21 protein-coding genes and 1 pseudogene are annotated in these 25,255 nt (G+C 48.2%); 15 read left to right on the top strand and 7 right to left on the bottom strand.

Translation table 11 applies throughout. The annotated features are described in order from the left end of the window. Positions 1–89: 89 nt before the first annotated feature. The 4 genes from ABEQ74_RS09450 to greA all read left to right on the top strand — a co-directional run bounded on the left by ABEQ74_RS09450 (position 90) and on the right by greA (position 4,573). The gene (locus ABEQ74_RS09450; RefSeq protein WP_430121772.1) at positions 90–2,126 is read left to right on the top strand and encodes a BglG family transcription antiterminator; all 2,037 of its coding nucleotides are present in this window, start codon (positions 90–92) and stop codon (positions 2,124–2,126) included. Then, positions 2,123–2,563 carry a PTS sugar transporter subunit IIA gene (locus tag ABEQ74_RS09455; protein ID WP_430121774.1) on the top strand — a complete coding sequence of 147 codons (441 nt, stop codon included), beginning with the start codon at positions 2,123–2,125 and terminating at the stop codon, positions 2,561–2,563. Before ABEQ74_RS09450 ends, ABEQ74_RS09455 begins: the two co-directional genes overlap by 4 nt. Next, positions 2,560–3,726, top strand: coding sequence for a mannitol-1-phosphate 5-dehydrogenase (locus ABEQ74_RS09460; RefSeq protein WP_430121776.1), 1,167 nt, complete (start codon positions 2,560–2,562; stop codon positions 3,724–3,726). The genes ABEQ74_RS09455 and ABEQ74_RS09460 overlap by 4 nt, the downstream gene beginning before the upstream one ends. A gap of 370 nt (positions 3,727–4,096) precedes the next feature. Then, a complete protein-coding gene (gene greA / locus ABEQ74_RS09465; RefSeq protein WP_430121778.1) occupies positions 4,097–4,573 on the top strand; it encodes a transcription elongation factor GreA in 477 nt (158 codons plus the stop codon). Between the two features lie 102 nt (positions 4,574–4,675). Here the strand turns inward: greA and ABEQ74_RS09470 are convergent, their stop codons facing one another. The 3 genes from ABEQ74_RS09470 to ABEQ74_RS09480 all read right to left on the bottom strand — a co-directional run bounded on the left by ABEQ74_RS09470 (position 4,676) and on the right by ABEQ74_RS09480 (position 6,900). After that, positions 4,676–5,920, bottom strand: a complete 1,245-nt coding sequence (locus ABEQ74_RS09470; protein WP_430121780.1) for an MFS transporter — start codon at positions 5,918–5,920, stop codon at positions 4,676–4,678. Positions 5,921–6,213: 293 nt separating this feature from the next. Beyond that, entirely contained in the window at positions 6,214–6,504 is a 291-nt protein-coding gene (locus tag ABEQ74_RS09475) for a transporter (protein WP_430121782.1), read from the bottom strand. Between the two features lie 84 nt (positions 6,505–6,588). Further along, positions 6,589–6,900, bottom strand: coding sequence for a hypothetical protein (locus tag ABEQ74_RS09480; protein ID WP_430121784.1), 312 nt, complete (start codon positions 6,898–6,900; stop codon positions 6,589–6,591). A gap of 154 nt (positions 6,901–7,054) precedes the next feature. Here ABEQ74_RS09480 and ABEQ74_RS09485 point away from each other — a divergent pair, with 154 nt between their 5' ends. The 9 genes and pseudogenes from ABEQ74_RS09485 to ABEQ74_RS09525 form a co-directional block, all read left to right on the top strand. Next, on the top strand, positions 7,055–7,411 hold the full coding sequence (locus tag ABEQ74_RS09485) for a nucleotide excision repair endonuclease (protein ID WP_430121786.1): 357 nt from the start codon (positions 7,055–7,057) through the stop codon (positions 7,409–7,411). Between the two features lie 281 nt (positions 7,412–7,692). Then, positions 7,693–8,757: an LLM class flavin-dependent oxidoreductase gene (locus ABEQ74_RS09490; protein WP_430121788.1), complete on the top strand. Its 1,065-nt coding sequence runs from the start codon at positions 7,693–7,695 to the stop codon at positions 8,755–8,757. A gap of 201 nt (positions 8,758–8,958) precedes the next feature. Next, positions 8,959–11,058: a methyl-accepting chemotaxis protein gene (locus tag ABEQ74_RS09495; protein ID WP_430121790.1), complete on the top strand. Its 2,100-nt coding sequence runs from the start codon at positions 8,959–8,961 to the stop codon at positions 11,056–11,058. 269 nt (positions 11,059–11,327) lie between these two features. Further along, positions 11,328–11,756 (top strand): MarR family winged helix-turn-helix transcriptional regulator, encoded by a 429-nt coding sequence (locus ABEQ74_RS09500; protein WP_430121792.1) that lies wholly within the window; start codon positions 11,328–11,330, stop codon positions 11,754–11,756. Continuing rightward, the gene (locus tag ABEQ74_RS09505; RefSeq protein ID WP_430121794.1) at positions 11,749–12,981 is read left to right on the top strand and encodes an MFS transporter; all 1,233 of its coding nucleotides are present in this window, start codon (positions 11,749–11,751) and stop codon (positions 12,979–12,981) included. Before ABEQ74_RS09500 ends, ABEQ74_RS09505 begins: the two co-directional genes overlap by 8 nt. 137 nt (positions 12,982–13,118) lie before the next feature. After that, the gene (locus tag ABEQ74_RS09510; RefSeq protein ID WP_430121796.1) at positions 13,119–13,520 is read left to right on the top strand and encodes a hypothetical protein; all 402 of its coding nucleotides are present in this window, start codon (positions 13,119–13,121) and stop codon (positions 13,518–13,520) included. Between the two features lie 135 nt (positions 13,521–13,655). Then, positions 13,656–14,156, top strand: a complete 501-nt coding sequence (locus ABEQ74_RS09515; RefSeq protein WP_430121798.1) for a DinB family protein — start codon at positions 13,656–13,658, stop codon at positions 14,154–14,156. Between the two features lie 143 nt (positions 14,157–14,299). After that, on the top strand, positions 14,300–14,698 hold the full coding sequence (locus tag ABEQ74_RS09520; protein WP_430121800.1) for a hypothetical protein: 399 nt from the start codon (positions 14,300–14,302) through the stop codon (positions 14,696–14,698). A gap of 33 nt (positions 14,699–14,731) precedes the next feature. Beyond that, positions 14,732–14,895, top strand: a pseudogene (locus tag ABEQ74_RS09525) (IS3 family transposase); the annotation flags it as partial. Between the two features lie 76 nt (positions 14,896–14,971). Here ABEQ74_RS09525 and ABEQ74_RS09530 read toward each other — a convergent pair. The 4 genes from ABEQ74_RS09530 to ABEQ74_RS09545 all read right to left on the bottom strand — a co-directional run bounded on the left by ABEQ74_RS09530 (position 14,972) and on the right by ABEQ74_RS09545 (position 19,456). Continuing rightward, positions 14,972–16,915, bottom strand: a complete 1,944-nt coding sequence (locus ABEQ74_RS09530; RefSeq protein ID WP_430121802.1) for an FtsX-like permease family protein — start codon at positions 16,913–16,915, stop codon at positions 14,972–14,974. Further along, positions 16,905–17,666, bottom strand: coding sequence for an ABC transporter ATP-binding protein (locus tag ABEQ74_RS09535; RefSeq protein WP_430121804.1), 762 nt, complete (start codon positions 17,664–17,666; stop codon positions 16,905–16,907). Before ABEQ74_RS09535 ends, ABEQ74_RS09530 begins: the two co-directional genes overlap by 11 nt. A 99-nt stretch (positions 17,667–17,765) precedes the next feature. Beyond that, positions 17,766–18,770, bottom strand: coding sequence for a sensor histidine kinase (locus tag ABEQ74_RS09540; RefSeq protein ID WP_430121806.1), 1,005 nt, complete (start codon positions 18,768–18,770; stop codon positions 17,766–17,768). After that, a complete protein-coding gene (locus tag ABEQ74_RS09545) occupies positions 18,767–19,456 on the bottom strand; it encodes a winged helix-turn-helix domain-containing protein (RefSeq protein WP_430121808.1) in 690 nt (229 codons plus the stop codon). Before ABEQ74_RS09545 ends, ABEQ74_RS09540 begins: the two co-directional genes overlap by 4 nt. A gap of 219 nt (positions 19,457–19,675) precedes the next feature. Here ABEQ74_RS09545 and ABEQ74_RS09550 point away from each other — a divergent pair, with 219 nt between their 5' ends. Next, the gene (locus tag ABEQ74_RS09550) at positions 19,676–21,181 is read left to right on the top strand and encodes a stalk domain-containing protein (RefSeq protein ID WP_430121810.1); all 1,506 of its coding nucleotides are present in this window, start codon (positions 19,676–19,678) and stop codon (positions 21,179–21,181) included. A gap of 337 nt (positions 21,182–21,518) precedes the next feature. Further along, positions 21,519–25,193 carry a collagen binding domain-containing protein gene (locus ABEQ74_RS09555; protein WP_430121812.1) on the top strand — a complete coding sequence of 1,225 codons (3,675 nt, stop codon included), beginning with the start codon at positions 21,519–21,521 and terminating at the stop codon, positions 25,191–25,193. Positions 25,194–25,255: the final 62 nt, after the last annotated feature.

Below are 25,255 nucleotides of genomic sequence, written 5' to 3' on the forward strand. Positions count from 1 at the left end.
CGCCGGCGTTGTCTTTCATTCCATGAAGAAGGGAGCCTAAGCGTCTGAAACATATCACTGCCCGCCAGCGACAAATCCTTCTGCTCCTAATGAGCAGGACCGAGGGCATGACGGCTGCAGAAATAGCCGCTGAGGTCGGGGTCAGCGTCAGAACGGTTCACCGGGAAATGGAGGAGATTGAGAAGGACCTGAGAGGTACGGGCGTTATGCTTCATAAAAAGTCGGGGACGGGCATCCGGCTGGAAGAGAAGACGCCTGAAGGCATGGTTCAACTACGGAGTCGCCTGCTTGCAGGTAAGCCGGCCGATTACTCTGTGGAAGAGCGCAAAATTCTTATGCTGTGTGATCTGCTTGAGGCTGATGAGCCCATCAAACTGTTTGCCTTGGCCCATAGTCTAAAGGTAACTGTGCCGACCATCAGCAATGATCTGGATGAGCTGGAGCCATCGGTGAAGCGGTTTAACCTTGACCTGATACGCCGTAGAGGCTATGGGATCGAGATAGAAGGTTCGGAAGACGTAAGACGAAGGGCGATTAGCAGGCTTGCAGAGGAACATCTGGATTATTCCGATCTTATCGGCGATACATCTAGCGATCGAAGCGGCCCAGTGACAGCCCGTCTGCTCTCCATGATGAATAAACCGGCTCTGCTGGATGTAGAGAAAAGTTTATGGGATATGAATTGGGATTGGACAGAGGGGCTCAGCGAGAGTGCATATACCTCGATGCTTATCGCATTATCGGTTTCTGTAAACCGGATCAAGCAGGGGCGGAGCATGGAGGTTGAAGATATAACGGAATATGCTCCTTCCTCCGCCTCGCTGGAGGAAGCAAGAGATTTTACTAGTCGCCTTAGCGAGACACTGGAGTTGTATGTTCACGAACCAGAAATGAAATATATAGCCCGTTTGTTTGAGGAGGCCAAAGAGAATTCTGAGGTCAGTGAACTGGCTCATGCGGATGTTGAATTGGTGGAGATTGCCCATCGCCTTATCGAACGGGTTCAGAAGCGCACGGGTATTCCGTTCCAGGATGACCGCACATTGCGGGCAGGCTTAGTGGAGCATCTCGGTGCAGCTATGAAGCGGATTCGGGAAGGGATCCGGATTCGAAATCCCCTGCTTAATCCGATTCGGAAGGATTATGAGAAGCTGTTCGGAATTGTCCGTCATGCAGTTGACGAGTTGAAGCTAGATTTAACTGTTCCGGATGAGGAGATTGGGTTTCTAGTCATGCATTTTGGTGCATCGAGCGAACGGCTGAACCAGCTGGAACACCATTTGAAGGCTATTCTGGTATGCTCCAGCGGGCTAAGCTCGTCCAGGCTTCTTGGTACCCGGCTGAATAAGGAGATGCCTCAGATTGAGGTGCTGGGCAACGTATCGTGGTATGAAGCGTCGCGGATTCCGAAGGAGCAATATGATCTTATGATATCGACCATTGATCTTCCATTGCCAAAGGATCGGTATGTGAGACTAAGCCCGCTGCTGACAGCGGATGATAAGGAGGCACTGCTTCAATTTATCCAAGATTCGTCTCGGCTGCCGGTCAAAGACGCTGCCGTTAAGCGAGTGGATGACGAGCGTAAAGCCGCATCATTCGAGCGGCTTCGTATGCAGGCAGCTCTGATGAACGAAATGGTATCACTGTTGGGTGGCTTCCATGTGTATCACTTGAATAATCGGCAGGATGATTTGGAGGGCACATTAGATACAATCCTGGCCAAGGTGTATAAGGTCGGTGCTATCGGTGATGCGGAGAAGGTGAAGGAGCGATTGTTGAAGCGCGAACGGATGGGTACTCAGCTCATTCCTGACACGGCGCTGGCCTTATTCCATACCCGCAGCAGCTTTATAACTAAGCCATTTCTATCCCTGTTCCGATTAACGCATGCAACGCCTCTAGAAGATGGGACGGAGGCTGGTGTCATTCTGCTGATGCTGGCACCGAAACAACTCTCGAAGGAGAGTCTTGAAGTGCTCAGCGAAATCAGTGCAATGCTGCTTCACTCCGAGCTGATGGAGTTGATGGAACGGGGCAGTGAGGAAGAAATCCGATCTTACTTGGCGCAAGAACTGCATCATTTTTTTCAATCACAGACTATAGAAAGAGGGAGAACAACATGAGTAACATACTGTCTAAAGATAAAGTGGTTCTGAACGCGAAGGCTGATAACAAGAGTGAAGCCATTCGCATGGCGGGAAGCCTGCTTGTGAAAGCCGGGCATGTCTCGGAGAATTATGTGGATAAAATGCTGGAGCGCGAAGAGATTGCCTCCACTTATATGGGCGGGGGACTTGCGATTCCCCATGGCACCAAAGAGGCTAAAGGCATGGTTATCTCTACGGGATTGTCCATTGTTCGTTTCCCGGAAGGGGTCGATTTCGGAGGAGATGAGCCGGCATTTATTGTTATTGGTATCGCGGCTGCCGGCGGCGATCATATGGAGATTCTGACGAATGTAGCGATGATCTTCACGGATGACGAGAGCATTGAGAAAGTCATGAACGCTTCGAGCGAAGAGGAGATTCTGGCCATCTTCGAAGGGGGAATGGGAGCATGAAAGCTGTCCATTTCGGAGCAGGCAACATCGGACGCGGCTTTATAGGGCTCTTGTTGTCACAGGCCGGCTATGAAGTTTGTTTTATTGATGTGAATGAAGAGCTGGTCTCGGAGTTGAAAGCGCGAGGGGAGTATCCTGTAACCTTAGCCAGTGAAGGACGGGAGACCACAGTTGTTAAAGGCATCACGGCTCTTAATAGCGCTACGGAACCGGAAGCAGCGGCGCGTGCGGTAGCGGAAGCGGATCTCGTAACGACCGCGGTGGGCGTGAACATTCTGAAGTTTATCGCTGGCACCATTGCCGAAGGGTTAAAGCTCCGCCTGCAAGCAGATTCTGCACCACTTCATATTATTGCCTGCGAGAATGCCATAGGCGGCAGCACGCAGCTGAAAGAACACGTTTATGGGAAGCTGGATGACGAGACGAAGCAGAAGGCTGATCAGCGGGTGGCTTTCCCTGACGCAGCCGTTGACCGGATTGTACCGCTGCAGCAGCATGAGGATCGTCTGAAGGTTGTGGTGGAGCCATTCTATGAATGGGCGGTAGACCGTTCACAGATGTTTGAAAACTATATGCCAGTGGAAGGCATTCACTATGTGGACCGCCTGGAGCCGTACATTGAACGCAAGCTGTTTACCGTAAATACCGGGCACTGCTCGGCAGCCTATATAGGCTTTCTGCAAGGATTTGAGACGATTCAGGACGCCATGAAGGAGGAAACCGTAGCAGGTCATGTACGGGCGGTACTCGCAGAAACGGGAGCTGCACTCATACACAAGCATGGCTTCGATCCTGCGGAGCACCAAGTCTACATTGACACCATCCTGGAACGGTTCCGCAACCCGGCCCTGACCGATGAGGTATCGCGCGTAGGCCGCTCTCCGATCCGGAAGCTGTCTCCAGGCGACCGCTTGGTATCACCAGCTATGCTGGCGTTCGAGAGCGGGCTTCCCTATAAGAGCTTGGCGAAAACGATGGCAGCAGCACTGCTGTTTGATGTTCCGGAGGATCCGGAAAGCGTGGAGCTGCAAGCATCCGTTCGGAATATCGGCGCCAGCGATACTGCCTCCAAATATACCGGCATTGCGGGCGAACATCCGATCATGGGTGAGCTGATGGAGCAATATGAAGCTTTGAAGGCTGATATCGACTCCCGTTCGTAACATTGCTTTGTTACCGCCGGGGGAAGCCATAATGCATTTGACGTCAGGATATGGCGTGTCCCTTTACCTAAAAAGCCCCTGTTTCTCTTCACAGAGAAGTCAGGGGCTTTTGCTAATTGGTCTATTTACTCCACAGACTCTGCATATTTCGGGATGTTACTCGCTTCCTTAAGGCTCGTTGCAGGAGCTGCGATATAGAGCTTCCTCTCGGCGTCTTCCGGCTTCGGTTACAACGATTCTGATTTGTTCAAAAAAGGGATTGGGAAAAAATACTAGAAATCCCATCCATCAATTTTCAGAAAGTTTTCGCTAATTTTAAAAATTAGGAGTACACTAGAAGTAAGAAACTAAAAAAGTGGATGTGATGAGCATGGCAGAAGAAGTGATCTTGACTCAAGAGGGCTATGATAAGCTCCAGGAAGAACTGGATGATCTCAAGTATGTTAAACGCAAAGAGCTGGCAGAGCGGATCAAGCTCGCGATCAGCTATGGCGACCTGAAAGAGAACAGCGAATATCACTCGGCCAAGAATGACCAGGCGTTTATGGAAACGCGCATCATCATCCTGGAGAAAACACTCAACAACGCTCGCATTGTCGATGCCGCGCATGTGAGCTCTAACACGGTGCATGTTGGTTCGAATGTCGTTCTGAACGACATCGAATTTGGGGAAAAGCTGGAATATCAAGTAGTAGGCCCGGCAGAAGCGGACGTGTTGAACAACAAAGTTTCCTATGAAAGCCCGCTTGGTAAAGCGTTGATGGGCAAAGCTGTAGGCGATAAAGTCAATGTGGAAGCACCGATGGGCATTGTTAAGTATGAGCTGTTGGAGATCAAAGGATTATAATCGACAGATGATTCAACTTAGGTATAACGAATAAGGCGTAACCGGGCAAGATGTCCGGTTACGCCTTTTTAGTGAATCGTCTTTAATTATGGCAATGCTATTTTATTGATTGATATCATTGATGAGAGCGGTTGAAGCAGATTGAGCATGAGCCGATGCCGTCTTGCGTTCATATAGATAGCAGGCGACGCCCAGTAAAAAGGCAAGTCCGACCAATCCGGCTCCCACCCAAGGCAAAGACGTTAAGCTCAGATGCGTGATCACCAAGCCCCCGATGAAAGCGCCCGTTGCATTGCCGAGATTGCCGGCAGAGTGGCTTGCTGTGGAGGCCAGGGCTGGCGCCGATTGGGCCAAGTTCATTACACGGACCTGCATGCCGGGCATAACAGCGAAGGAAGCGGCTCCCCATAACACGATGGTCAGTACAGCCGTTACCGGGTTATGGATCGTTATCGTGAAAATGGTAAGAATAACAGCTGTCGAGAAGTAAACGCCCAGGATGGAGGGCAGCAGCTTCCAATCAGCTAGCTTGCCCCCTACGATATTACCGGCGGTTACGCCAATACCGAACAGAATCAGAATCCAGGTCACGCTCGGCTCTGCAAACCCGGTGATCTCGATCAGCAGCGGAGCAATATAAGTGAAGACGGCGAACAAGCCAGCATTGCCAAGCGCCCCGATCAGCAGGAAGAGAAGAAGTCTTGGTCTAATGAGTGCTGTAATCTGCTGAGCGATGCTTGAGGCTTGTGCTTGTCGTATCTGCGGAATGAAGATCAGAATGCCGATCAAGGCCACAACCCCCATGATAGCAATGGCGGCGAATGAGGCGCGCCAGCCCATCGTTTGGCCAATGAAGGTACCGATCGGAACCCCGATAATATTGGCTATCGTTAACCCGGCCATCATGATCGAGACTGCCCCGGCACGTTTATCCGGCCGCACCAGATTCGAGGCAATGACGGCACCGACACCAAAGAATGTGCCGTGTGTCAGTGCAGTCAGCATCCGGGCGCCCATCAGAACCGCATAATTGGGAGCGAAAACGGAAATGCCGTTGCCCAGAATAAACAGGCCCATGAGGAACAAGAGCAGCTTTTTCTGCGGGATTTGATGCGTAAGGATGGTCAGAATAGGAGCTCCTACGGCTACCCCCAGGGCATACATCGTAATCAGCTGCCCGGCTGATGCAATGCTGACATGCAGATCATTCGCAACGTTGGGGAGGATACCCATGATGACAAACTCCGTCATGCCAATGGCAAAAGCGCCGACGGTGAGAGATAGTATGGAGATGGGAAAAGGCTCCTTACCTTCTTTATTCCCAGCGGAATGCTGTAATGAATCCATTTTGTTTGAGTCAACCTTTCTGTTGTATAAACTAAAATGTGTATTAACCCAATCTACATTATGGGTTTTATATAAGGGACACTGTATCCTATTATTTAATGTTCTTTGATGATAATCAAGTGAATTATTTTTTGGAAGAAGAGAGACTGGCAAGGATCTTTTGGTAAGGATAATAGGGGGAAGCTTGTCCACAACCCAAAAACTTGAGAGCGCCGCAAGGGCGCCCTCGGAGTGGGTCTACGCAGCCAGCCATCTATCAAGCCTGCTGATCCAACTCGCAGAATATTGAGGTCTTAGAAGCAGGTGAACGACTCGATCCTTCTTAAATCGAACCCCGAATAGACCCATCTGCTACCCGTCCACCGAAAGCCGGCAACCGAGGTGCGGCCGACAAACGTCGGAAAGAACCAGAAGCCGGGTCCAAATGTCGGCCAAATATAGGTATTTCTGAACAAGCAGCCTGTGATCGCTCCAGGATCAACTGCGAAGGTGCTGGCCACAGGCTGCTGCGGAATCGAGGCTGGGGGCGGGGATGTAGGTGCTTGCTGTGGTCCCTGAGGTCCTTGCGGCGGCATAAATGCCATAATGAGTTCACTCCTTAAGCTGGTTATATAGTTGGGAATGGCTTATGAGTCTGCAATTCAAAGAATTCATGTTGACCTGGGGTTCTAGACGTAGAGCAGGGTGATGACAAGCAGTTCGAAGAGGACAAGTGGCAGGATGACATTGTTATAGTAACTCGGACCGAAGCCACGCTGGTTTCCGTATCCGGGCATACTCAAGTACAGAATCCCTTTCTCGCAATGCATGATGGTTCCTTCAAAAACATCACCGTCGAGTGTTTCCACGCGAACCAGCTGATTCGCATGCTGCTTGCATAGATGATGAATACGATCGCGAACCGCTTTGACGTTGTGCATCATGTTGGGTTCGGCTTGATATAAGGTTTGTTCCTGGTGTCCGGAATGTTGGATGCTCATTTGAAATTGACCCCCATCGTTATTAGTTATACCTGGTTTCCATTCTATGCAGATGCCTATAGCGGGGTGCTTTTATAAATTCCCGCATGGGCAAATCAGCAAAATAGTGTTACGATTTAGACAATCTATGAATTAAGGAAGTGAACGTTTAGTCGTGATCAATATAACCATCCCTCAGCCGGACGTTACCATTACCAAGCAGGAAGCTCCGGAAATGAGTCATATTTATGGGTTTACGGATTTTCACCTAATTCCGAGAGATCGGGGCGGAATTTTTATGTTTTACAACAGCAAGGGAGAGCTCCTGTTTGTAGGAAAGGCAAGAAAGATTAGACCGCGAATCAAGAAGCATTTTGAAGATAGCGTCTCCCCGATCAAGGATCACCGGAATGAAGTTGCGAGAATCGAGGTCTGTGTCGTTGATGACGCCGTACATAGAGAGATCTATGAAACTTACATCATTAATGAATTGAAGGCCAAATACAATGTAGACAAGGTGTTCTTTAAGTAGGGAACACGAAGAAGAGAATGGCAATAGACGTGGTCTGACCACGATATCATGAATGGCCGGAACCCACATGGGTTCTGGCCATTTTTGAATTCCTTATGTTCATCGCCCCGCTTGGTCAAGATCCTCAGTTCATACCTAACTTGAAAAATACGAGTTAAAAGTTCAATATAAAGATAATTGAATGTTAGATAACGATGTTAACTGCGCTAAAGCATGAAGCAACAATAAAATTTTGCCTGCGGTTCTGCCTTGCGGGCAAAGCATAATAGGAGGAATTCATCATGGAGATTGGAGTTAGCTCGTTCGTAGAGACTTGGCCGGATGTGAAGACCGGCGAAGTAATGAGCCATGCGCAGCGGCTGCGTGAGGTGGTTGAGGAAATCGTCCTGGCGGATCAGGTCGGACTGGATGTATATGGGGTAGGTGAGCATCATCGTAAGGATTATGCGGCATCCTCGCCTGCAGTTGTGCTTGCCGCAGCTGCATCGCAGACGAAGTGGATTCGGCTGACCAGTGCGGTTACAGTGCTGTCCTCCGCTGATCCGGTGCGGGTGTTTCAGGATTTTGCCACACTAGACGCCATCTCGAACGGGCGCGCCGAGATTATGGCAGGTAGGGGCTCCTTCATCGAATCGTTCCCGCTGTTTGGCTATGATCTGAACCATTATGATGAGTTGTTCGAGGAGAAGCTGGAGCTGCTGCTTCGCATTCGCGAGTCGGAAAAGGTAACGTGGCAGGGTAAGCATCGTCCGGCGATCCATAACCTTGGCGTTTATCCACGTCCGGTTCAGAATCCGCTGCCGGTGTGGATTGGCAGTGGAGGCAATTCGGAGTCAGTCGTGCGCGCTGGCCTCCTCGGTTTGCCGCTGGTACTAGCAATCATAGGCGGCAGTCCCCGCCAATTTGCACCCTTGGTCAAGCTGTATAAAGAAGCAGCTGCGCATGCAGGACATGATGTATCGAAGCTGCCGATCGGCTCGCACTCCCACGGATTTATAGCGGAAGATACGGAGACCGCTGCGGACAAATTCTTCCCATCGACGCAGGCCAGCATGAATGTGCTGGGACGCGAGCGGGGCTGGGGGTACTATGACCGATCCACTTTCGATGCGGCTCGAAGCTTCGAGGGTGCGCTCTATGTTGGTGATCCAGAGACGGTTGCCCAGAAAATCATTCATCTGCGCAAGCATGTAGGCATTACTCGCTTTATGCTCCATGTGCCGGTGGGCACGATGCCTCATGATGAAGTCATGCGGGCAATCGAGCTGCTCGGCACCGAGGTCGCGCCCCGTGTACGCTCCGAGATTGACCGGTGGGAAGCGGCTGGAGAGCCTGTGGAGTATTAATTGAATCGAAGCGATTTAGGATAGAATTACGAAGCAATCAAGTACTGGATTGTATTCTTGTTGATGTGCCTATTAGCGCCAACCTAACCTTTTTTCATATCTAAAGGTTTAGTCGATTTATGTCGATATAAGAAGAAGTCTGTAACAGACATAAGTAAATAAAGACATAAGTTAAGACTATAAGGAAGGCGCTGACACCACATGCAAAAGAATAACAAGCAGACAAAGAGCAACAAAGCAGCTCGATGGAAGCGGATGAACCTCACCGGTTTGACTGCTAGAATTATGCTGATTTCAATCGCCTGTATGGTCATCCCAATGCTTTTGACATTGTGGTATGCCATCAGCCAATCTACCACCTCCCTGGAGGAGGAAGCCGAGATGTCGATGAAGAACATCGTATCGGAAAATATCAATCAGATGGAGCTGGCTTTTGCGGATTTGGCGCGGGCTTCTACCATGATCGCAAGCAATCCATTCATCGTCCATACATTTGAAAACCTTCAGACAACAGGTGATAAGAAAACGGATGGAACGAAGGAATCAACCGAGTATCTTACTAAACTTGTCACAGATGCAGGGGGACTTTATGAAAATATATACGCAGCCTTTGACGGCGTTATTGTAGCAGATGGTATTGGCGGACAATCGACCGGAATTGATATCGGATTGGCCGACCTGGATCCCGCGCTTCTGGAAGGGATCAAGAAGGGGCCGGTTCTCTATGGTCCATCACAATCCCCTGTAACCAGCGGTCCCATTATGGCACTGCTTGCCCGAATTCCCGACGGCAGTTCGGATATCAAGCCTTCTATCGTCGGAACGGCGGTAGATTTGACGAAGCTGTCGTCCGATATCGTCGAAACGACGGAGCAAGGTGGAGTCAAGACCTTTATGCTCAATAAGGCAGGGGTTGTTATCGCTTCGGAAGATAGTGAGAGTGTGCTGAATTTTGATATGACCCAGGCCGAAGGAGACATTCCTGCCTTTTTTGAAGAGGTAATCAAAAATAGCCGGGGGATCGGCCATTTTACCTTTGACGATCAGAAGCTGGTCGCAGCTTATGCCAAATCGGATACCCAAGATATCTATGTGGTTTCCTATAAACCGGTTAACGAGTATCTGAAGGATGTAAACAAGCTGAGACAGGGTCTTCTGTTTGTCATTATTGGAAGTATTCTGATTTTTGCTATTATTCTGATCCTATTGTCCTTCCGGATTACAACACCGATTAAAATTGCTTCGGAGCGTTTGGAGGTCATGGCAAGCGGTAACTTCTCTCATCCGATCCCTGAGAAGTACATGAGAAGCAAGGATGAGACGGGTGTTCTGCTGAGATCCATGCATACGATGCAAGAATCGATCAGCAGTATGGTTCTCACGATCAAGAACGAGTCTGACAAGCTTGACGAATCGGTTAACGTGGTTAACAACCATTTGGATGAGCTCAATCATCAGATTCAAGATGTAACAGGGACGACGGAACAGATGGCGGCAGCTATGGAACAAACCGCAGCATCTACATTTGAAGTGAATCAGGCGTCTATCAATTTCCGCGAGTCCATAGACAATATATCCAGAAAGGCGCATGAAGGAGAAGAGACATCAAGGGAAGTCAGTAAGCGGGCCGTAAATGTCCACGAGTCGGCAGTTCAATCGTCCCAGCGGGCAGTGCAGATGGGCGAGCAGATGCAGGCTGATTTGACCCAGGCGATTGCACAGACGCAAGCGGTCGAACAGATCCAGATGCTGGCTAGCACCATTTTAGAAATTACGACGCAGACGAACCTGCTTGCACTGAACGCCAATATCGAGGCGGCCAGAGCTGGCGAGGCGGGTAGAGGTTTTGCTGTGGTTGCCGGCGAAATCCGCAAACTGGCCGAAGTGTCTGGTAAATCCGCTAATCAGATTCAGGATGTCGTTTCCGTCGTGACTTCTTCGGTCAACAACTTAAAGGAAAACTCTGAAGCTATGCTTGATTTTATTAACACGACGGTGACCCGGGATTATAACGCCATGATGGAAATCGGACGGAAATACGATCAAGATGCGGTGTTCTATGAGAAGCTCCTCGGAGAATTTAGCAACACGGCTGCCGAGCTGAGTCATTCGATTCAAGGCGTGTCTCAGACGATTCATGAAATCTCGATTGCCAACAATGAGTCTGCAGAAGGGACTGGCAGAATCTCGGAGAAGGCGGGCGTGGTTCTTGGAAAATCAGGTCAGGTGCTCCAGGCTGTAAGCAGTACAAAAACGAGTGCAGAGCATTTAAAAGAAGTTATTTCTAAAATTAAGGTTTAACTTAAATATAACCCCGGCTGTCATTTCTCGACAGTTGGGGTTATTTTTTTGCTCATTTAGATTAGCCATCCTATTGCTAACCGTGTTGTCCGCAATTGAGGCAGGAAGCGAATAGATCGCTTCATAAACAGGGAGAATAAGCGTCATCATGCTGATCGGAAAAGCGGCTAGTCCTAGATTGGAAATCAATTGGGTTGGACAATCCAATTGATAATCTTTATAATTAATAAATAGTTACCCAAGGTAACTAATTTGGACGGAGGTATCAAATGGACGCCCACAGACATTTTTTCCATAAATACTTTACGCTTTACCGCCCTTTCGTCAATGAGTTAAACCGAATGCTTGAAGACTATAACCTGTATTATGCCCAGTGGTCCATTATGTATTATCTGGATGTTTACCAGTCCATGACCTTGGTAGAGCTGTCCAAAATGCTGTACGTCGAGAAGCCCACGGTCACCAGAACCGTGAACGCGCTGATCAAGCTGGACTATGTCGAGCAAATTGCGGTGCGTGATAAACGAGAGAAGCGCATTCAGTTATCTAAGAAGGGAGTTCGCGTCGTTCAGGAAGTTCGCAAGGTGTTTGACCAGTACGAGCAAGAGATTATGACAGGCATTTCTAATGAGGATCAGGCTACGGTTATCCGCGTGATGGAGACGGTGAGGGACAACATTATTAGAAAAGGTGATTAACTTGGAGCAAGCAGACTCTCGAGATCGATTATGGAGCAAGGATTTTTTGATTGTGTTTGGCGTCAATTTCCTGCTCTTTTTATGTTTTTATCTATTAGTAGTGATTATGTCGTCGTATGCGAAGGATCAGTTTCACGCTTCAACGGGAATGGCTGGCCTCGCTTCCAGCATTTTTGTTGTGGGGGCATTGATTGGACGGTTGATCGGGGGCAGCATCATCGAGAGAGTCGGACGTAAAAAGCTGCTCTTTACTGGTTTGATCGCCTTCAGCGTTCTGATCGGATTGTATTTCATCGTTAACAGCCTGACCGTTCTGCTTATCGTCCGATTCTTCCACGGTATGGCCTTCGCACTTGCTTCAACAGCGACAGGAACGATTGCCGCCAGTCTGATCCCGGACTCCAGAAGGGGCGAAGGCACGGGCTATTATGGCGTGAGTATCATTATCGCTTCAGCGATTGGCCCATTCATCGGCCTGATGATTAACGAGCATATTTCGATGATGACTAACTTCACATTATGCGCGGTGCTGGGTGTTCTCTCTTTGGTATCGGCATTTTTTATGAATATACCGAAGCTTACGCTGACTGCCGAACAGGAGAAGGATCTGCAAGGTTTTAAGCTATCCAACTTTATTGAACCGAAAGCACTGCCGATTTCACTGGTCAGCTTTGTCATGGGCTTTGGATATTCCAGCATTTTGACGTACCTCATGATCTTTGCCGGGCAGATTAGTTTGGCTCAAGTCGCCAGTTATTTCTTTATCGTCTACGCCATTGTTGTCATTCTGTCGAGACCCTTCACGGGCCGCTGGTTTGACCAGAGAGGGGCCAATGTGGTGATGTACCCGGCAATTCTCTCGTTTGCGATTGGCATGGTGCTGCTCAGTCAAGCTCATAACGGCCTCACTCTACTGCTCTCGGCAGTATTCGTCGGTCTGGGTTACGGTACGACACAGTCCAGCGCTCAGGCGCTTGCTATCAAGCGTTCGCCGGCTCACCGTGTTGGACTTGCAACGTCGACTTTCTATATATTCGTGGATTTGGGCATCGGTGTGGGCCCCGTTATTCTCGGTCTCCTAACCCCGCTCATCGGTTTTCGAGGTATGTATATTGCAATGGCAGTTCTGCTTGCTGCGGGTATCGTGCTCTACCATGTGTTGGTGGGGAAAAAGGAACGTGACGGGAACGACGGACATGCTGTTATGCATTCATCAACCATTTAAACAGAGGAAAGACTGCCTATGGGCGGTCTTTTTTTGTGTGTTCTGGATGCGAGGGTGTATGCAGGGAAATGTAGGGAAGGTTATACAAGCATTCAAGAGGACACCCTAAGCATTAAAAACGAAAAAGGTGAATTGATGTGAAGGCACGCTTAAGCCTCGTTCTGATGCTGATATGTAGTCTCCTCATATTCGTTCAGGTAGAAAGCACAGTCTACGCACAGCCACAAGCCAAGACTAGAGAGCAGCAGCTTGAGAAGGCTATGCTGCAGCATCTATACCCGGTTATCCGTTCGTCTCTACAGGAAATATTTCACGAGACATATCCTTCTTTTGCCTGTGAGCGAATTTTATCCATTAACGAGCGAACGACGATCACGGAGGAGGAGCATCATGCAAGTCCGGTTGATGCGATGCACGGGGGAAGATATTTTGAGATAACGGTGGGCTTGTGCAAGGGAAGTGGGGAGCAGATCGAGCTGCGGTTCAAGAACGATTCGCCGACAGGGCAGTATGTGTTGAACATGTTCCATGTAAGGTAATATCGAAGCGGATGGGAACAGCCGAAAGAATTATTTTAACCATTTTCTACAAATCACGGGGCTCATCCTATAGTAAAATTAATGGTGATTTGTGATGCTGCTTATTATCCGCCCGCATGAAGGAGTGATTGACCCATGGCGCATGCAAATGATGTTCTGATGAACCAACTGTTAGCGAATGCGAGCGATCCTAGTTGGCATATCCCGTTCCAGCAATCCGTTGAGCATCTAACGGAGGATGAAGCGTTCTGGACGCCCACCAATAATAGCCATAGCATTGCTGAGATTGTCCAGCATCTGATCTATTGGAACGAAACATGGCAGACCCGATTTCGTGAATTGCGGATGGATGCTGTCCCGTCTGCTCCAGACAATCTTGAAACCTTCCATATACAGGACCAAGCTACCTTTGCTGAATTGAGAGATCGATTGATAACAGCCTTATTGCAGTGGCAGGAGCTCCTGTCAGAGAGCAAGCTGGAGCAGGAAGTGAACGGATTTCCGGAGCCAGCCAAGTGGTGGGAGATTGTGAGCAATGCCACCATGCATAACGCCTATCATATCGGCCAGATTGTGTATATACGGAAACTGCAGAAAAGCTGTAGGCGCTGGAATGGTAGCCGACATCTATTTTAAGAAAAGAACTAGGAAGTATGGATTGTAACTAAATACCTGTTGAAGGTGTTTAATATACTGAACGTGTATTTACATCCATTCGGAATAATCTAAATGAAAAGAAAAGATGTTGCCAGGATAAATTAAATAAGGAGTGCTTGAGCGTGAATTTTAAGTCCATTTTCAAAGGGATAGTATCATTTGTTCTGGTGGTTGGTCTAATTGCTGGAACTAGTATGCTACCGGTTTTTGCGAAGTCTACTGAAAGCTCGTCGAAAGATAATGCAGCTGATAGTGGCAGTCATACAGGAACTCAATTTCAGGCCACATACCCATTTAAAAAAAGTAATGGGGCAAAAGTAAACTTTTGGATTAAAAATACCGGGGATGTAAGTGTAAAAATCACAATTAATGGTAGACAGAAAAGAACTATCGCACCAGGTAAAAGTGGCCACATTAGTGCTCCAGTTGGCTTCTTAAGTGGCGATTATAAATTTAAAGCTGTACCAACACCTAATGGTGGTGATATTAGTATTAACTATCGTATTGCTCAAAGAGATTAAGTTTGATGCTTAAATCTAAAAAGCTCAAGTATCAAAGAGTTTGAAAGTATCGATCACTTCAAGCAAGGACTTCCGATTATATCGACTATTAAAATCACCAACGAATCAAGTCAAAATTAAAGGGCATGAGTCCGGTACAATACCGAGCTCATGCCCAACAGGTGCTTGAGTCTAACTTTAAGGGGTCACTTCATTAACCGAAACCGCCTTTTAATCACTAGTTATAAGTATTAACGTTTCGCCGTTACAATACTTGCTGACGGTGCCTTTCCTTTAAAGCGACTCTTTAATTACCCGTTTATAGAACATCACCGATAACAGCCCGAAGATGGAATACAGTGCCGTATACAGCAGCATAACCATAACCATAGGTAGCCACAGCTCGGTTCCGAAGAAGAACCAGCCGGATTTGACGGCAAAGTAACTATGCGATAATCCGACGACCAGGGGAATGCCGAAGTTGAACAGCTGCTTGATCTGAATCCCCCTCAGCAGGTTTCCTTGCGTAAAGCCCAGTTTTCTAAGAATGGTATAGTTCGGCTTCTCTTCTTCCCCTTCATCCATCTGCTTAAAGTACAGGATGCATCCTGAAGTAATCAGGAAGGTAAGCCCCAGGAATCCCACGATGAACATCATCAAACCCATATTGCTCTTCTGGTTGAAAGCCATTTCCGTCTGAGAGAGGTTCCCGGTTTTCTCGCTAATGCCGAGGCTCTTAAAGATCTGATTTGCTTGATTAATAGCGATCGGATCCACAATATCAATGCCGTGATAGACATTGGTTTTCTTCTGGATCTTTGGATCCAGGTCCGAAGCCAGCTTATCGAATACGGTCTGGTCGACAATCGCCATTGGCAGTCCACCGCTTTCAAAATAATAGGATACGTAGGATTCTTTGTCCAAGCCGATCAGCTTCTGCTTAAAGCTTTGATTCGGGCTTATGAGTTCAATTTCCCCTGTGCTTTGAATTGCCATAAATTGCTGGATTGCGTCACTGAATCCCGTTAACAGCATCTCTCCTGGGGAAACATCCTTGTCCTTCACGCTGGCATCACTGATTACCGGGATGGCTGTGGGTCCTAACTGTCCAGATGTATCCAGACTGGTCCCGATAACGCCGGATAGATCCGCAGTAACCTGAATGACATCGCGGTTGGTCTGCTTAAACTCGATATTCTCATCGGATAGTGCCTGAATAAAAGTCGTGAGATCCTTCTCGTCTGCCACTGCAAAATGGTTAGGAACACTCTGCTCGGCCGATTTCTCCGCTGAATAATATGAGATATAGCTGAGTGACAATAGTCCGATCGCAAGTGCGGATACGGTTGTAATGATGGTCAGCAGCAGCGCGTTCGATTTCATGCGGAACATGATGGAGGAGAGAGACAGCACCTCGTTCAGGGACAGGTAACCGCCCTTGCTCTTGCGGATGACATTGAATAGGAAGCTGACCGACCCTTTATAGAACAGATAGGTCCCGATGATAACCGATCCCAAGATCAGGATCATGGCCATGAACAGTTCGTTCATGGAGGTGAAGGCCCCGCCGAACAGCTTGGTAGATACATAATAACCGAGAACGATGAGCCCGATTCCAACCAGACCGAGCAGCATTTCCAAGAAGGACATTTTCTTCACCCGGTTCTCGGTGGTTGATACCGCTTGGAAGAGGGACAGAATGCTCTGTCTTTTGATAAATGTATAATTCATGATCATGATCAGCACGTAGATGACGGCAAACACAATCACGGTCTGAATCATCGCTTCAGTGGAGAAGGTTAGAGCTGCCTTGGTATCAACGCCGGTGATCTTGAACAGAATCATTAAGATCAAGCGTGAACCCGCAAATCCGGCAAAAATGCCGATGACCATCGAACCGAAATACAGAATCAGATTCTCCGCGCTGAGAATTCGGAATATCTTGCCCTTGGTCAACCCGATGAGCTGAAACAGTCCAATCTCTTTGCTGCGCCGTTTAATGAAAATCGTATTGGCATACAGCAGGAATATGGCCACAATGGCTACTAACAGCACGGAAGCGGCGCCAAGTGCAGCCGCCCCTTTAATGGAGCCTTTCGCTTCATCCATCGCCGGGTCATATTCCAGCGTAACAAACGCGAAGTACAGGCCCACGCTGAAGATAAGCGCAAATACATACAGAAAATAATTCTTGATATTCTTCTTCAAATTCCGGTAGATCAGATAATTAATGTTCATTCTGAACACCGCCTAGCACGCCCTGGGTTTTGATAATGTCATTAAAGAAGGCTTGCCGCGACTGCTCACCCTTGTTCAGCTGGGAATAGATCTGTCCGTCCTTAATGAAGACAACCCGGGTGCAATAGCTGGCGGCCACGGGATCATGGGTCACCATGATGATTGTCGATTCGATCTTCTGATTCAATTCACTCAGCTTGTTCAGCAGATCGGAAGCGGACTTCGAGTCCAGCGCTCCTGTCGGCTCATCGGCAAAAATAATGCTCGGATCATGGATGAACGCACGGGCTGCGGAGGTTCGCTGCTTCTGTCCCCCGGAGATTTGGTTCGGATATTTATCCTTGAGTTCGTAGATACCCAGCTCCGTCGCAATGGTTTGGAATTTTTGATCGGCTTCTTTTTTGGATACCTTCTTTATAGAGAGGGGCAGCAGTACATTTTCTTTGACGGTTAATGTATCAAGCAGATTATACTCCTGAAAAATAAACCCGAGATGGTGCTTGCGGAACTCAGCCAGCTCCTTCTCCTTGAGGCCTGTAAACTCCTTGCCCTCTATCTTGATGCTGCCAAGGCTCACTTTATCAATCGAGGAGAGCACGTTTAGCAGTGTGGTTTTCCCTGAGCCTGAGGCGCCCATGATGCTGACGAACTCGCCTTTGTCCACGCTGATATCGATGCCCTTGAGCACTTCCTGTTTATTGAATTTATTGCCGTAGCTTTTATGAATTTGGTTTGCTTCAAGAATTGCCAATTTCAATCACTCCTTCGTTATCTGTCCTTATCATAAAGGAGTCATAGCTTCTTTTCCTTCGATTCACCGAACAAAGCGCAATAGCATGTGACATTGTTGTCACATGCCGGTTATACTCACGAAATCATTCCGTTTTGGAAAGATTAAGGTGAAGCTAGTACCGATGCCAAGCTTCGAATCCACCTGAATGCGGATCAATAGGGCATCGGCTACCCTTTGCGTCAAATACAATCCCATGCCGGTTGCGGCACTATCCTGATGCGAGGTGGTCGATGTGAAGCCTTTGTCAAAAATTCGGGACATGTCCTTCGGGTCTATGCCACGTCCGGAGTCCTGGATAGTAAGTCTGACGTGATCATCCACAAGCTCGCTCTCGATGACGATGTCTGAAGATTTGCTGTATTTGACCGCATTGGTCAACAGCTGGCGGATGATAAAACCCAGCCATTTTGCATCGCTGAGCACTTCGGCTGCCTCGAGCGAAACGTCAAATCCGATGCCTTTTTGCATACACCATGATTTAAGCGCACGTATCTCCTGGAAGATGATCGGCTCAAGCGCGGATACTTCAATCAGCAGATCATTCCGGATAAAAGGGATGCGCTTCTGGTGCAGCTGCTGATCCAGCAGCAGGTGAATGCGGAGCCATTCATATTGGAGCTGTGCTTTTAGCGTCTCATCTTCTACGCGTTCAATCATGAGCTGCATGGTGGTGAGCGGCGTTTTTACTTCATGAATCCAGGATAGCAGATCATCCTTCTCGCCTTCGATCTCCATCAGGCGGGTGGACGATTCCCTCTTGAAGCGCTCGGTCTGCAGAGTGAGGATATCCATGGATATGGTTTCAAATGGGTGTTCCGGCTCGCAGATGGCGGATAAGTCATAGGTATCGTCCCATGCCTGGAGGCTTTTGTAAAATTTCGTTTCCCGATTGTATCTCAAGACCAGAAACACGAAAAAGAACATGGTCGATAAAAATACGATATAGAGGATGGGCAGGAACGGAATCTGGGAATCCACGGCGGCGATGAACAGAAACAGCAGCTGCAGAAACAGGAAGAACAGAATCCAGCTCAGCCGTTCCCGAAGATAGGCCAGAATCATGTATGAGCCTCTTCCGTGGCTATATATCCCTGTCCCACCTTAGTTTCGATGTAAGGATCAAGACCCAGGGGCTCAAGCTTCTTGCGCAGTCGATTGACGTTGACCGTTAGGGTATTATCGCTGACAAAATGCTCGTTATCCCATAAATTCTTGATCAGCTCTTCCCGGCTGACAATTTGATTCTTCCGTTCCATGAGGATTTTCAGAATGAACATCTCATTCTTGGTCAGTTCGGCGATGCCATTAGAGCTGCTAATGGTATTTTTGCCAAACTCGACGGTGGCTCCTCGCCATGTTCGCAGCTCGGTCCGTTCCGTGTTGTAATTGTATACGCGGCGCAGGGTGGCCTGGATTTTGGCAATCAGCACATCGAAGTGAAACGGCTTCTGAATGAAATCGTCCGCTCCCAGCTGCATCGACATCACCATATCGGTGGGATGGTCACGAGAAGACAGGAATATAATCGGCACATTCGAATGCGAACGAATCATGCGGCACCAGTGGAAGCCGTCAAACTTCGGCAGCTGGATGTCGATAATGACCAGGTCGGGCTGAATCGCCGTGAATTCCTGGAGTACAGCGCTGAAATCCTTGACGCCGTAAACGTCATATGACCATTGCAAGAGACGCTCCTGCACTTCATGGAACAGGGTTGCATCGTCTTCGATTAACATAATTTTAAACAAGGGAGATTCACCACACTTTATAAGGTTGTCCATCATGAGAGATATAATCAAGCATCGTTGTTTCTTTCCCAGTGTATAGCAAAAAGACGGTCTGTGCTATCCATGGACAACCTTCGACAAGTGCGTATATGCCTGAGGCATAATTACCTATTTACAATCATTTCCTCCCTGCCGATAATAGAGGATAAGCCTATCACTTGGGAGGGGACTTAATTTAATATGATGAAAAAATTTAAATGGTTAACTGTACTTATCGCTGCTGTAATGGTCATTATGACAGGTTGTCAATCTGTCGGTGGATTGGATATCAACAAGGCTCTGCTGACCAGTCTTGACGTGAAATCCAGTGAATCCAGGTCCAATCTTCGGATTGAGTTAGTAGCTGCGGATAAGACTTTAACGCCTGAAGATAAAGAAGCAATCGATCTTATTAATTCATTATCTTTGAATATCGATCATGCCATCGTTCAGGATAGCAAAACGCTGTCCATTCAAGGCAGCATCCAATATCTGGACAAGAAGCTGCCGGTGCATATCTTCATGGATTCCAAAGGAATGACGATTCAATTGGATGGCGCGAAGCAGCCGATCTATCTGGCGATGGATACCAACGTTCCGGGTCTGCCGGATACCAGCCAGTATGAGCAGGCGGTTCAAGATGTGGTGAAGAAGGCGACAGGGCTTCTGTTGAAGCACTTCCCGAATCCATCCAAGATCGCGGTGAAGCCAGTCCAGGAGAAGGTGAACGGAGAAAGCTTGAATCTGACGCATCTCCAGATGGAGCTGTCGGGTGATGAGATTTTGAATATGATCAAGCCTTTTGCCGAGAGTCTGTTAAAAGACGAGGCGGGCATAAAGCAGCTGATCGGCGATTTCTATGACGCCATGGCACCGATGATTGCCAGCATAAGCGAAGCTTATGGTGAAGAAGCGCTGCCGCAGGAGTCTAAAGAAGAGGTCATCGCTTCGATATACGAGCCTATCATTTTGAGTCTGACCGAACTGGTGGAGGATTTTGAGGGTAAGAAGCAGGAGTTGAAAGAAGAGCTCCCTGAAATAGATACGGTTCTGAGTAAGGGAACCGTACTCAAGCTGGACTATTATTTTGATGGGCAGCTGAATACACGCAAGAATTCACTGGAGCTGACCGTTGCGCTTCCAGCTTCCGAGGACCTGCCATTTAAGGCCTTGAAGGTGTATTCCGAAGGTGAAGTCTGGAATATCGGAGGCGCTGTGAAAGCCAATAAGGTAGACACTTCTCAGGGAGTGCTTGACGTTTTAAGCGATTCGGTAACGCCTGGCCAAGTGCTGCGCAGCTTTGAGAAGGATTCTCTGGTTTACAATACGCTGAAGGATGATCTGGGGATTAGCCATAAATATTTTTTCCTCAATACCTCGAATGGGGAGTTTGGAACCAGTACAATCAAGAAAAATAATCAGACCTTCGTTCCCCTCCGTTATCTGGCCGATCAGCTGGATGCCGAAGTGAAGCTGACCAAAGGTTCGAAGAGCATTACCATCATCAATGATCTGACAGGAGAAAAAATCGTGCTGACGCCTGGATCCAAAAAAGCCAGTGTCGGAGGTAAAAGCGTAACATTGCCGGAAGCTCCGTTCGTCCACTCGGATGGATCTACCTACGTTCCATTGCGGTTTCTAGCCGAAGCGCTCGGTGCTACGCTTCAACTGGAGGGCGATGGCTGGATTTGGGTTGAACGTAAGTAACATTATGCTTAAGGTAGACGGCAAACGTGCTGGTGTGCCGCCTGAATAAGCTGGATATGATTTTGTAATTGAACAGGGCTGTTTCCTGTCATCTTGGGATGATAGGGAGCAGCCCCTTTTTACTATGGAGGAGCAGCTGCTTTATCCTGTAGTTGAAGGCCAAACTGGGGTATTTGAACGCATAAATAAGTTGTTTGTAGAACTTTTGTAGAGAAATTGTCGAGTTCTTTCTGGTATGATCACAAGCTGTACCATCTGTTTTGTGCCTGTAATCCGACCTACATACTATTCTCATAGAAAAACAGATGAAAAACATACTAGGAGATGGAGTGAACTCATGAAGAAGAAAGGAAGCATGCTCGTTCTGATCATCCTGCTGCTTGTTCAAGGGATGTTTGGGACAGGGGTTCGTGCATTATCATTCGATGGGAATGCCTATGCGGCTGAAGTCTCGGGTCTTGCTGCAGACCAGGGAGCTGGCAGCGGATTATCGGTTACGGATGCAGTCTATCATTATCGTGCGAGCACGGGAGATAGCATTTTGACCAAGATCAGAGTCGAGGATTCGAGCGGGACCGTCATTGACTCGGTCTACAATCCGGATGTCGGCCGGGTAGAGCTTGGCTCGGATGCCATCCTGTTCTATGAATGGGAACTGGAGGATGGCCACGGTTATAGTGATGGGATGACGTTTGAATTCGACCTCCCGAAAGAATTTAAACTATATAACAGCATTAACGGATTTCTGGAGACGGACAACGGAAACGTCGGTACATTCTCCGTAACACAAAGCGGCCATGCTGTGATCACATTCAACTCGAATGTGGACAATTCCCAGGTTCGAGGGACACTAAGATTTCAAACTGAGATTAGCCGGCATGAGATCATAGGAAGCGCGGACGTCGAGATTCCGATTATGCTGCGCGATGGTATCCAGCGAATCATCATTCCGGTAAAACCGGCCAAGGGTGAGCTTCTTGGTAAAAGCGGAGAGGTTATCAAGGACTCCAAGGGCAAGCCTTCTACGATCGACTGGCGGCTTCAAGTGAATACACAATTATCGAGGCTGGATCAGACTGTTATCGAGGATTTGATCCCTTCGGGTCTAACTCTGGTACCAGGCTCCATTCAAATAAACCGTCTGACTGTCAATGTAGATGGCAGTACTTTAATAGGGGCTGATGCTACTGGCGAGTTTGACATCGATGAGTCAGATGCTTCCAGGCTGTTAATCACGAAGAAGGCGTCAATGGATGCAGCCTACCAGATCGTATATTCTACGACGATCGATTCAGATAGTAAGACGGAGTTCCTCAATAAGGCGATGCTGTTCGAGAACGGCCAGCAGAAGGCTTACGCGGAGAATAAGCAGACAGTTGATTGGGGAGAGTTACTGGCGAAAAGCGTGACATCCTACGATCAGGACACGCGCACTATCAACTGGTCCATTCTGTACAATTCCCGTCAAACGGTCATACCGTTGAAGGAAGCAATGCTTGAGGATCGTTTCAACTTAACTCAGGAGCTTGTGAAGGATTCATTAACCGTCACTGACACGCAGACAGGAGCTATTCTGAGGGAAGGTACGGACTATCATCTTACCCCTGTGAACAGCGGCGGTGAATATGGATTTAATCTGGTGTTTAATCAAGAAGTTAGCTCTGAATATAAGATTGACTACCAGACAACAGCAAGCGAGCGTGTAATCGAGGATGAAACCGTCACGAACAGTGTGTATGCGAACGGTGTGACGAGAGAAGCGAAGCAGTGGATGCAAAGCTTGGCACTTATAAAGAGCAATACCGGAATTAACTACTACAACAAAACGACGACTTGGGAAATTAAGATTAATCAGGACGCTTACCAAATGGACAAGGTGGTATTAACGGATACGTTCTCCAATGGCGGGCTGGTTCTTGATGGCGGGATTCAGATCTCCGCAGATGGTAAACCACTGATCGAGAATACAGATTATACAGTGGATGCCGCTAATCCTGAAAAAGGATTTAATGTAGAGTTTCTGAAGCCGGTTGATGGGGCTATCATCATCAAATACACAACCAAGTTCGATTCTGATCTTCGAATCAATCAGAATGATCGGAGCTTCCGGAATAAGGCAGTTCTTACCTGGGAAGCTGGCGGCAAATCGTTCAGAGCGATTAGAGAAGCAAGCAAGGAGCCAAACGCACTGACGATACAAAACGGGGATAAGTCAGGAAAATATGACGCTATCAAGAAGGAGATTACCTGGACTATCCGCGGAAATTACAATTACAAGAACTTGGGGACAGCTGTTGTTAAGGATAAATTGAATCTTCCGCAGGAATTTATACCAGATTCTCTTAATGTATATAAACTGAAAGTGGACAAGGATGGAAAGATCGAAACCGATGGATTAATACCTACCACGGAATACAGCGTGACAGCACCGACTGAATCGAATGACTTTGAGCTTCAGGTGGCTTTTGCAAAGACATTGACAGAACCTTTCCAGATCACGTTCAAGACTGCGCTTGACAATCGGATCATTGAGCAGGGACAGATCAACAACCAAGCGATTCTCACGGATGCAGGTACGATAGTATCTAAGTGGGATGGCAATGTGAAGATTCCGCAGGGCGGAGAATATGTCGATAAGAAAGGTACACAGAAGGGCGAGCGAATCGAGTGGACCTTGAATATTAATTTCGGGCAATCACAGGTACAAGAAGCTGTCATTACGGACGAGCCGTCAAGCAACCTGATTTTGGATGAGGATTCCTTCCGGCTGTACGAGACAGAGGTTACGGCCGATGGCAAAGTCAAGAAGTCAGATCCTGTAGACGCCTCGAAATACAAACTTGAATTTGTGTATGGAGATACCGAGAAGTTTATATTGAAATTCTTAGAGACGATTGATCGTCCTTACATCTTGGAATATGAAACATTGATTGATGCAGCCGACCGGGAGTTGGTTAACAATTCGGTTGCCTTTGAAGGCGTGGGTATTACGAAGGGTAAAACGGAGAGCAAACAGCAGTTTGAAGTACGCATGTCCTCCGGCTCCGGTACAGGCTCAGGCGTCCGGGGAAGCCTGGAAGTCTTGAAGGTGGATAAGGAGGATGCCTCGCTTACCCTTGAAGGAGCGACCTTTGTTCTGCAAGACAAAGAAGGGAAGCGCCCTGCAGTGACGCTCACAACAGATGACAAAGGGAAGGCATTGTTCACCAAGCTGCTGTACGGTAATTATATATTGGAGGAGATTTCAGCTCCTGAAGGATATGTAATCGATCAAGCAATAACAGAGATTACTATTGATTCAAGCATTAAACAAACGGGCGATGTGAAGAGTATTAAAATAACCAACAGTAAAAAGAGCACTCCGCCTGATCCAGGCACCCCAGGTCCAGATCCGGGCAATCCAGGTCCAGATCCAGGCACCCCAGGTCCTGACCCAGGCAATCCGGGTCCAGATCCAGGCAATCCAGGCCCAGACCCAGGTAACCCAGGTCCAGATCCAGGCAATCCAGGCCCAGACCCAGGTAACCCAGGTCCAGATCCAGGCACGCCAGGTCCAGATCCAGGCACCCCTGGACCGAGCCCAGAACCATCAGAGCCGAACCCAGGCCCAACGGAGCCTAATCCAAGCACTCCAGGTCCTTCGCAGAATGGGACAGATCCGTCACCAGGCGGTCATGTCGATGAGGTGAAGCCAACTGTTCCTGAGGTTATCATTGAGCCGGACGCAACGAATCCAGCTGTGCCGGGCGAAAGTGATCCAGGTCCTGCCCCGGAAGAGATATCGGGAGAGGACGGTTCTCTGATTGAAAATGAGACGGTGAAACCAGAAGAAACTGCTCCATCGGCTGAGGACAATGCGAATAGTGAACATGCCCAAGCAGACAAGCCGGAAACCCCGATTGCTGTGCTCCCTAAAACAGGGGAGAGCAATCCGCTTCCACTTCAGCTTGGCGGATTGGTTCTAATGCTCGCAGGCATGTACTTGTATCGTCTGCGTAGTAGACGTCAATAAATGATGAACCCCCTTCTTCTGCTTCATAGCGGGAGAGGGGGATTTTGAAATTTGGCTAATCT

Source organism: Paenibacillus solani, assembly GCF_050475945.1.
Taxonomy (GTDB): Bacteria; Bacillota; Bacilli; order Paenibacillales; family Paenibacillaceae; genus Paenibacillus_AQ; species Paenibacillus_AQ solani_A.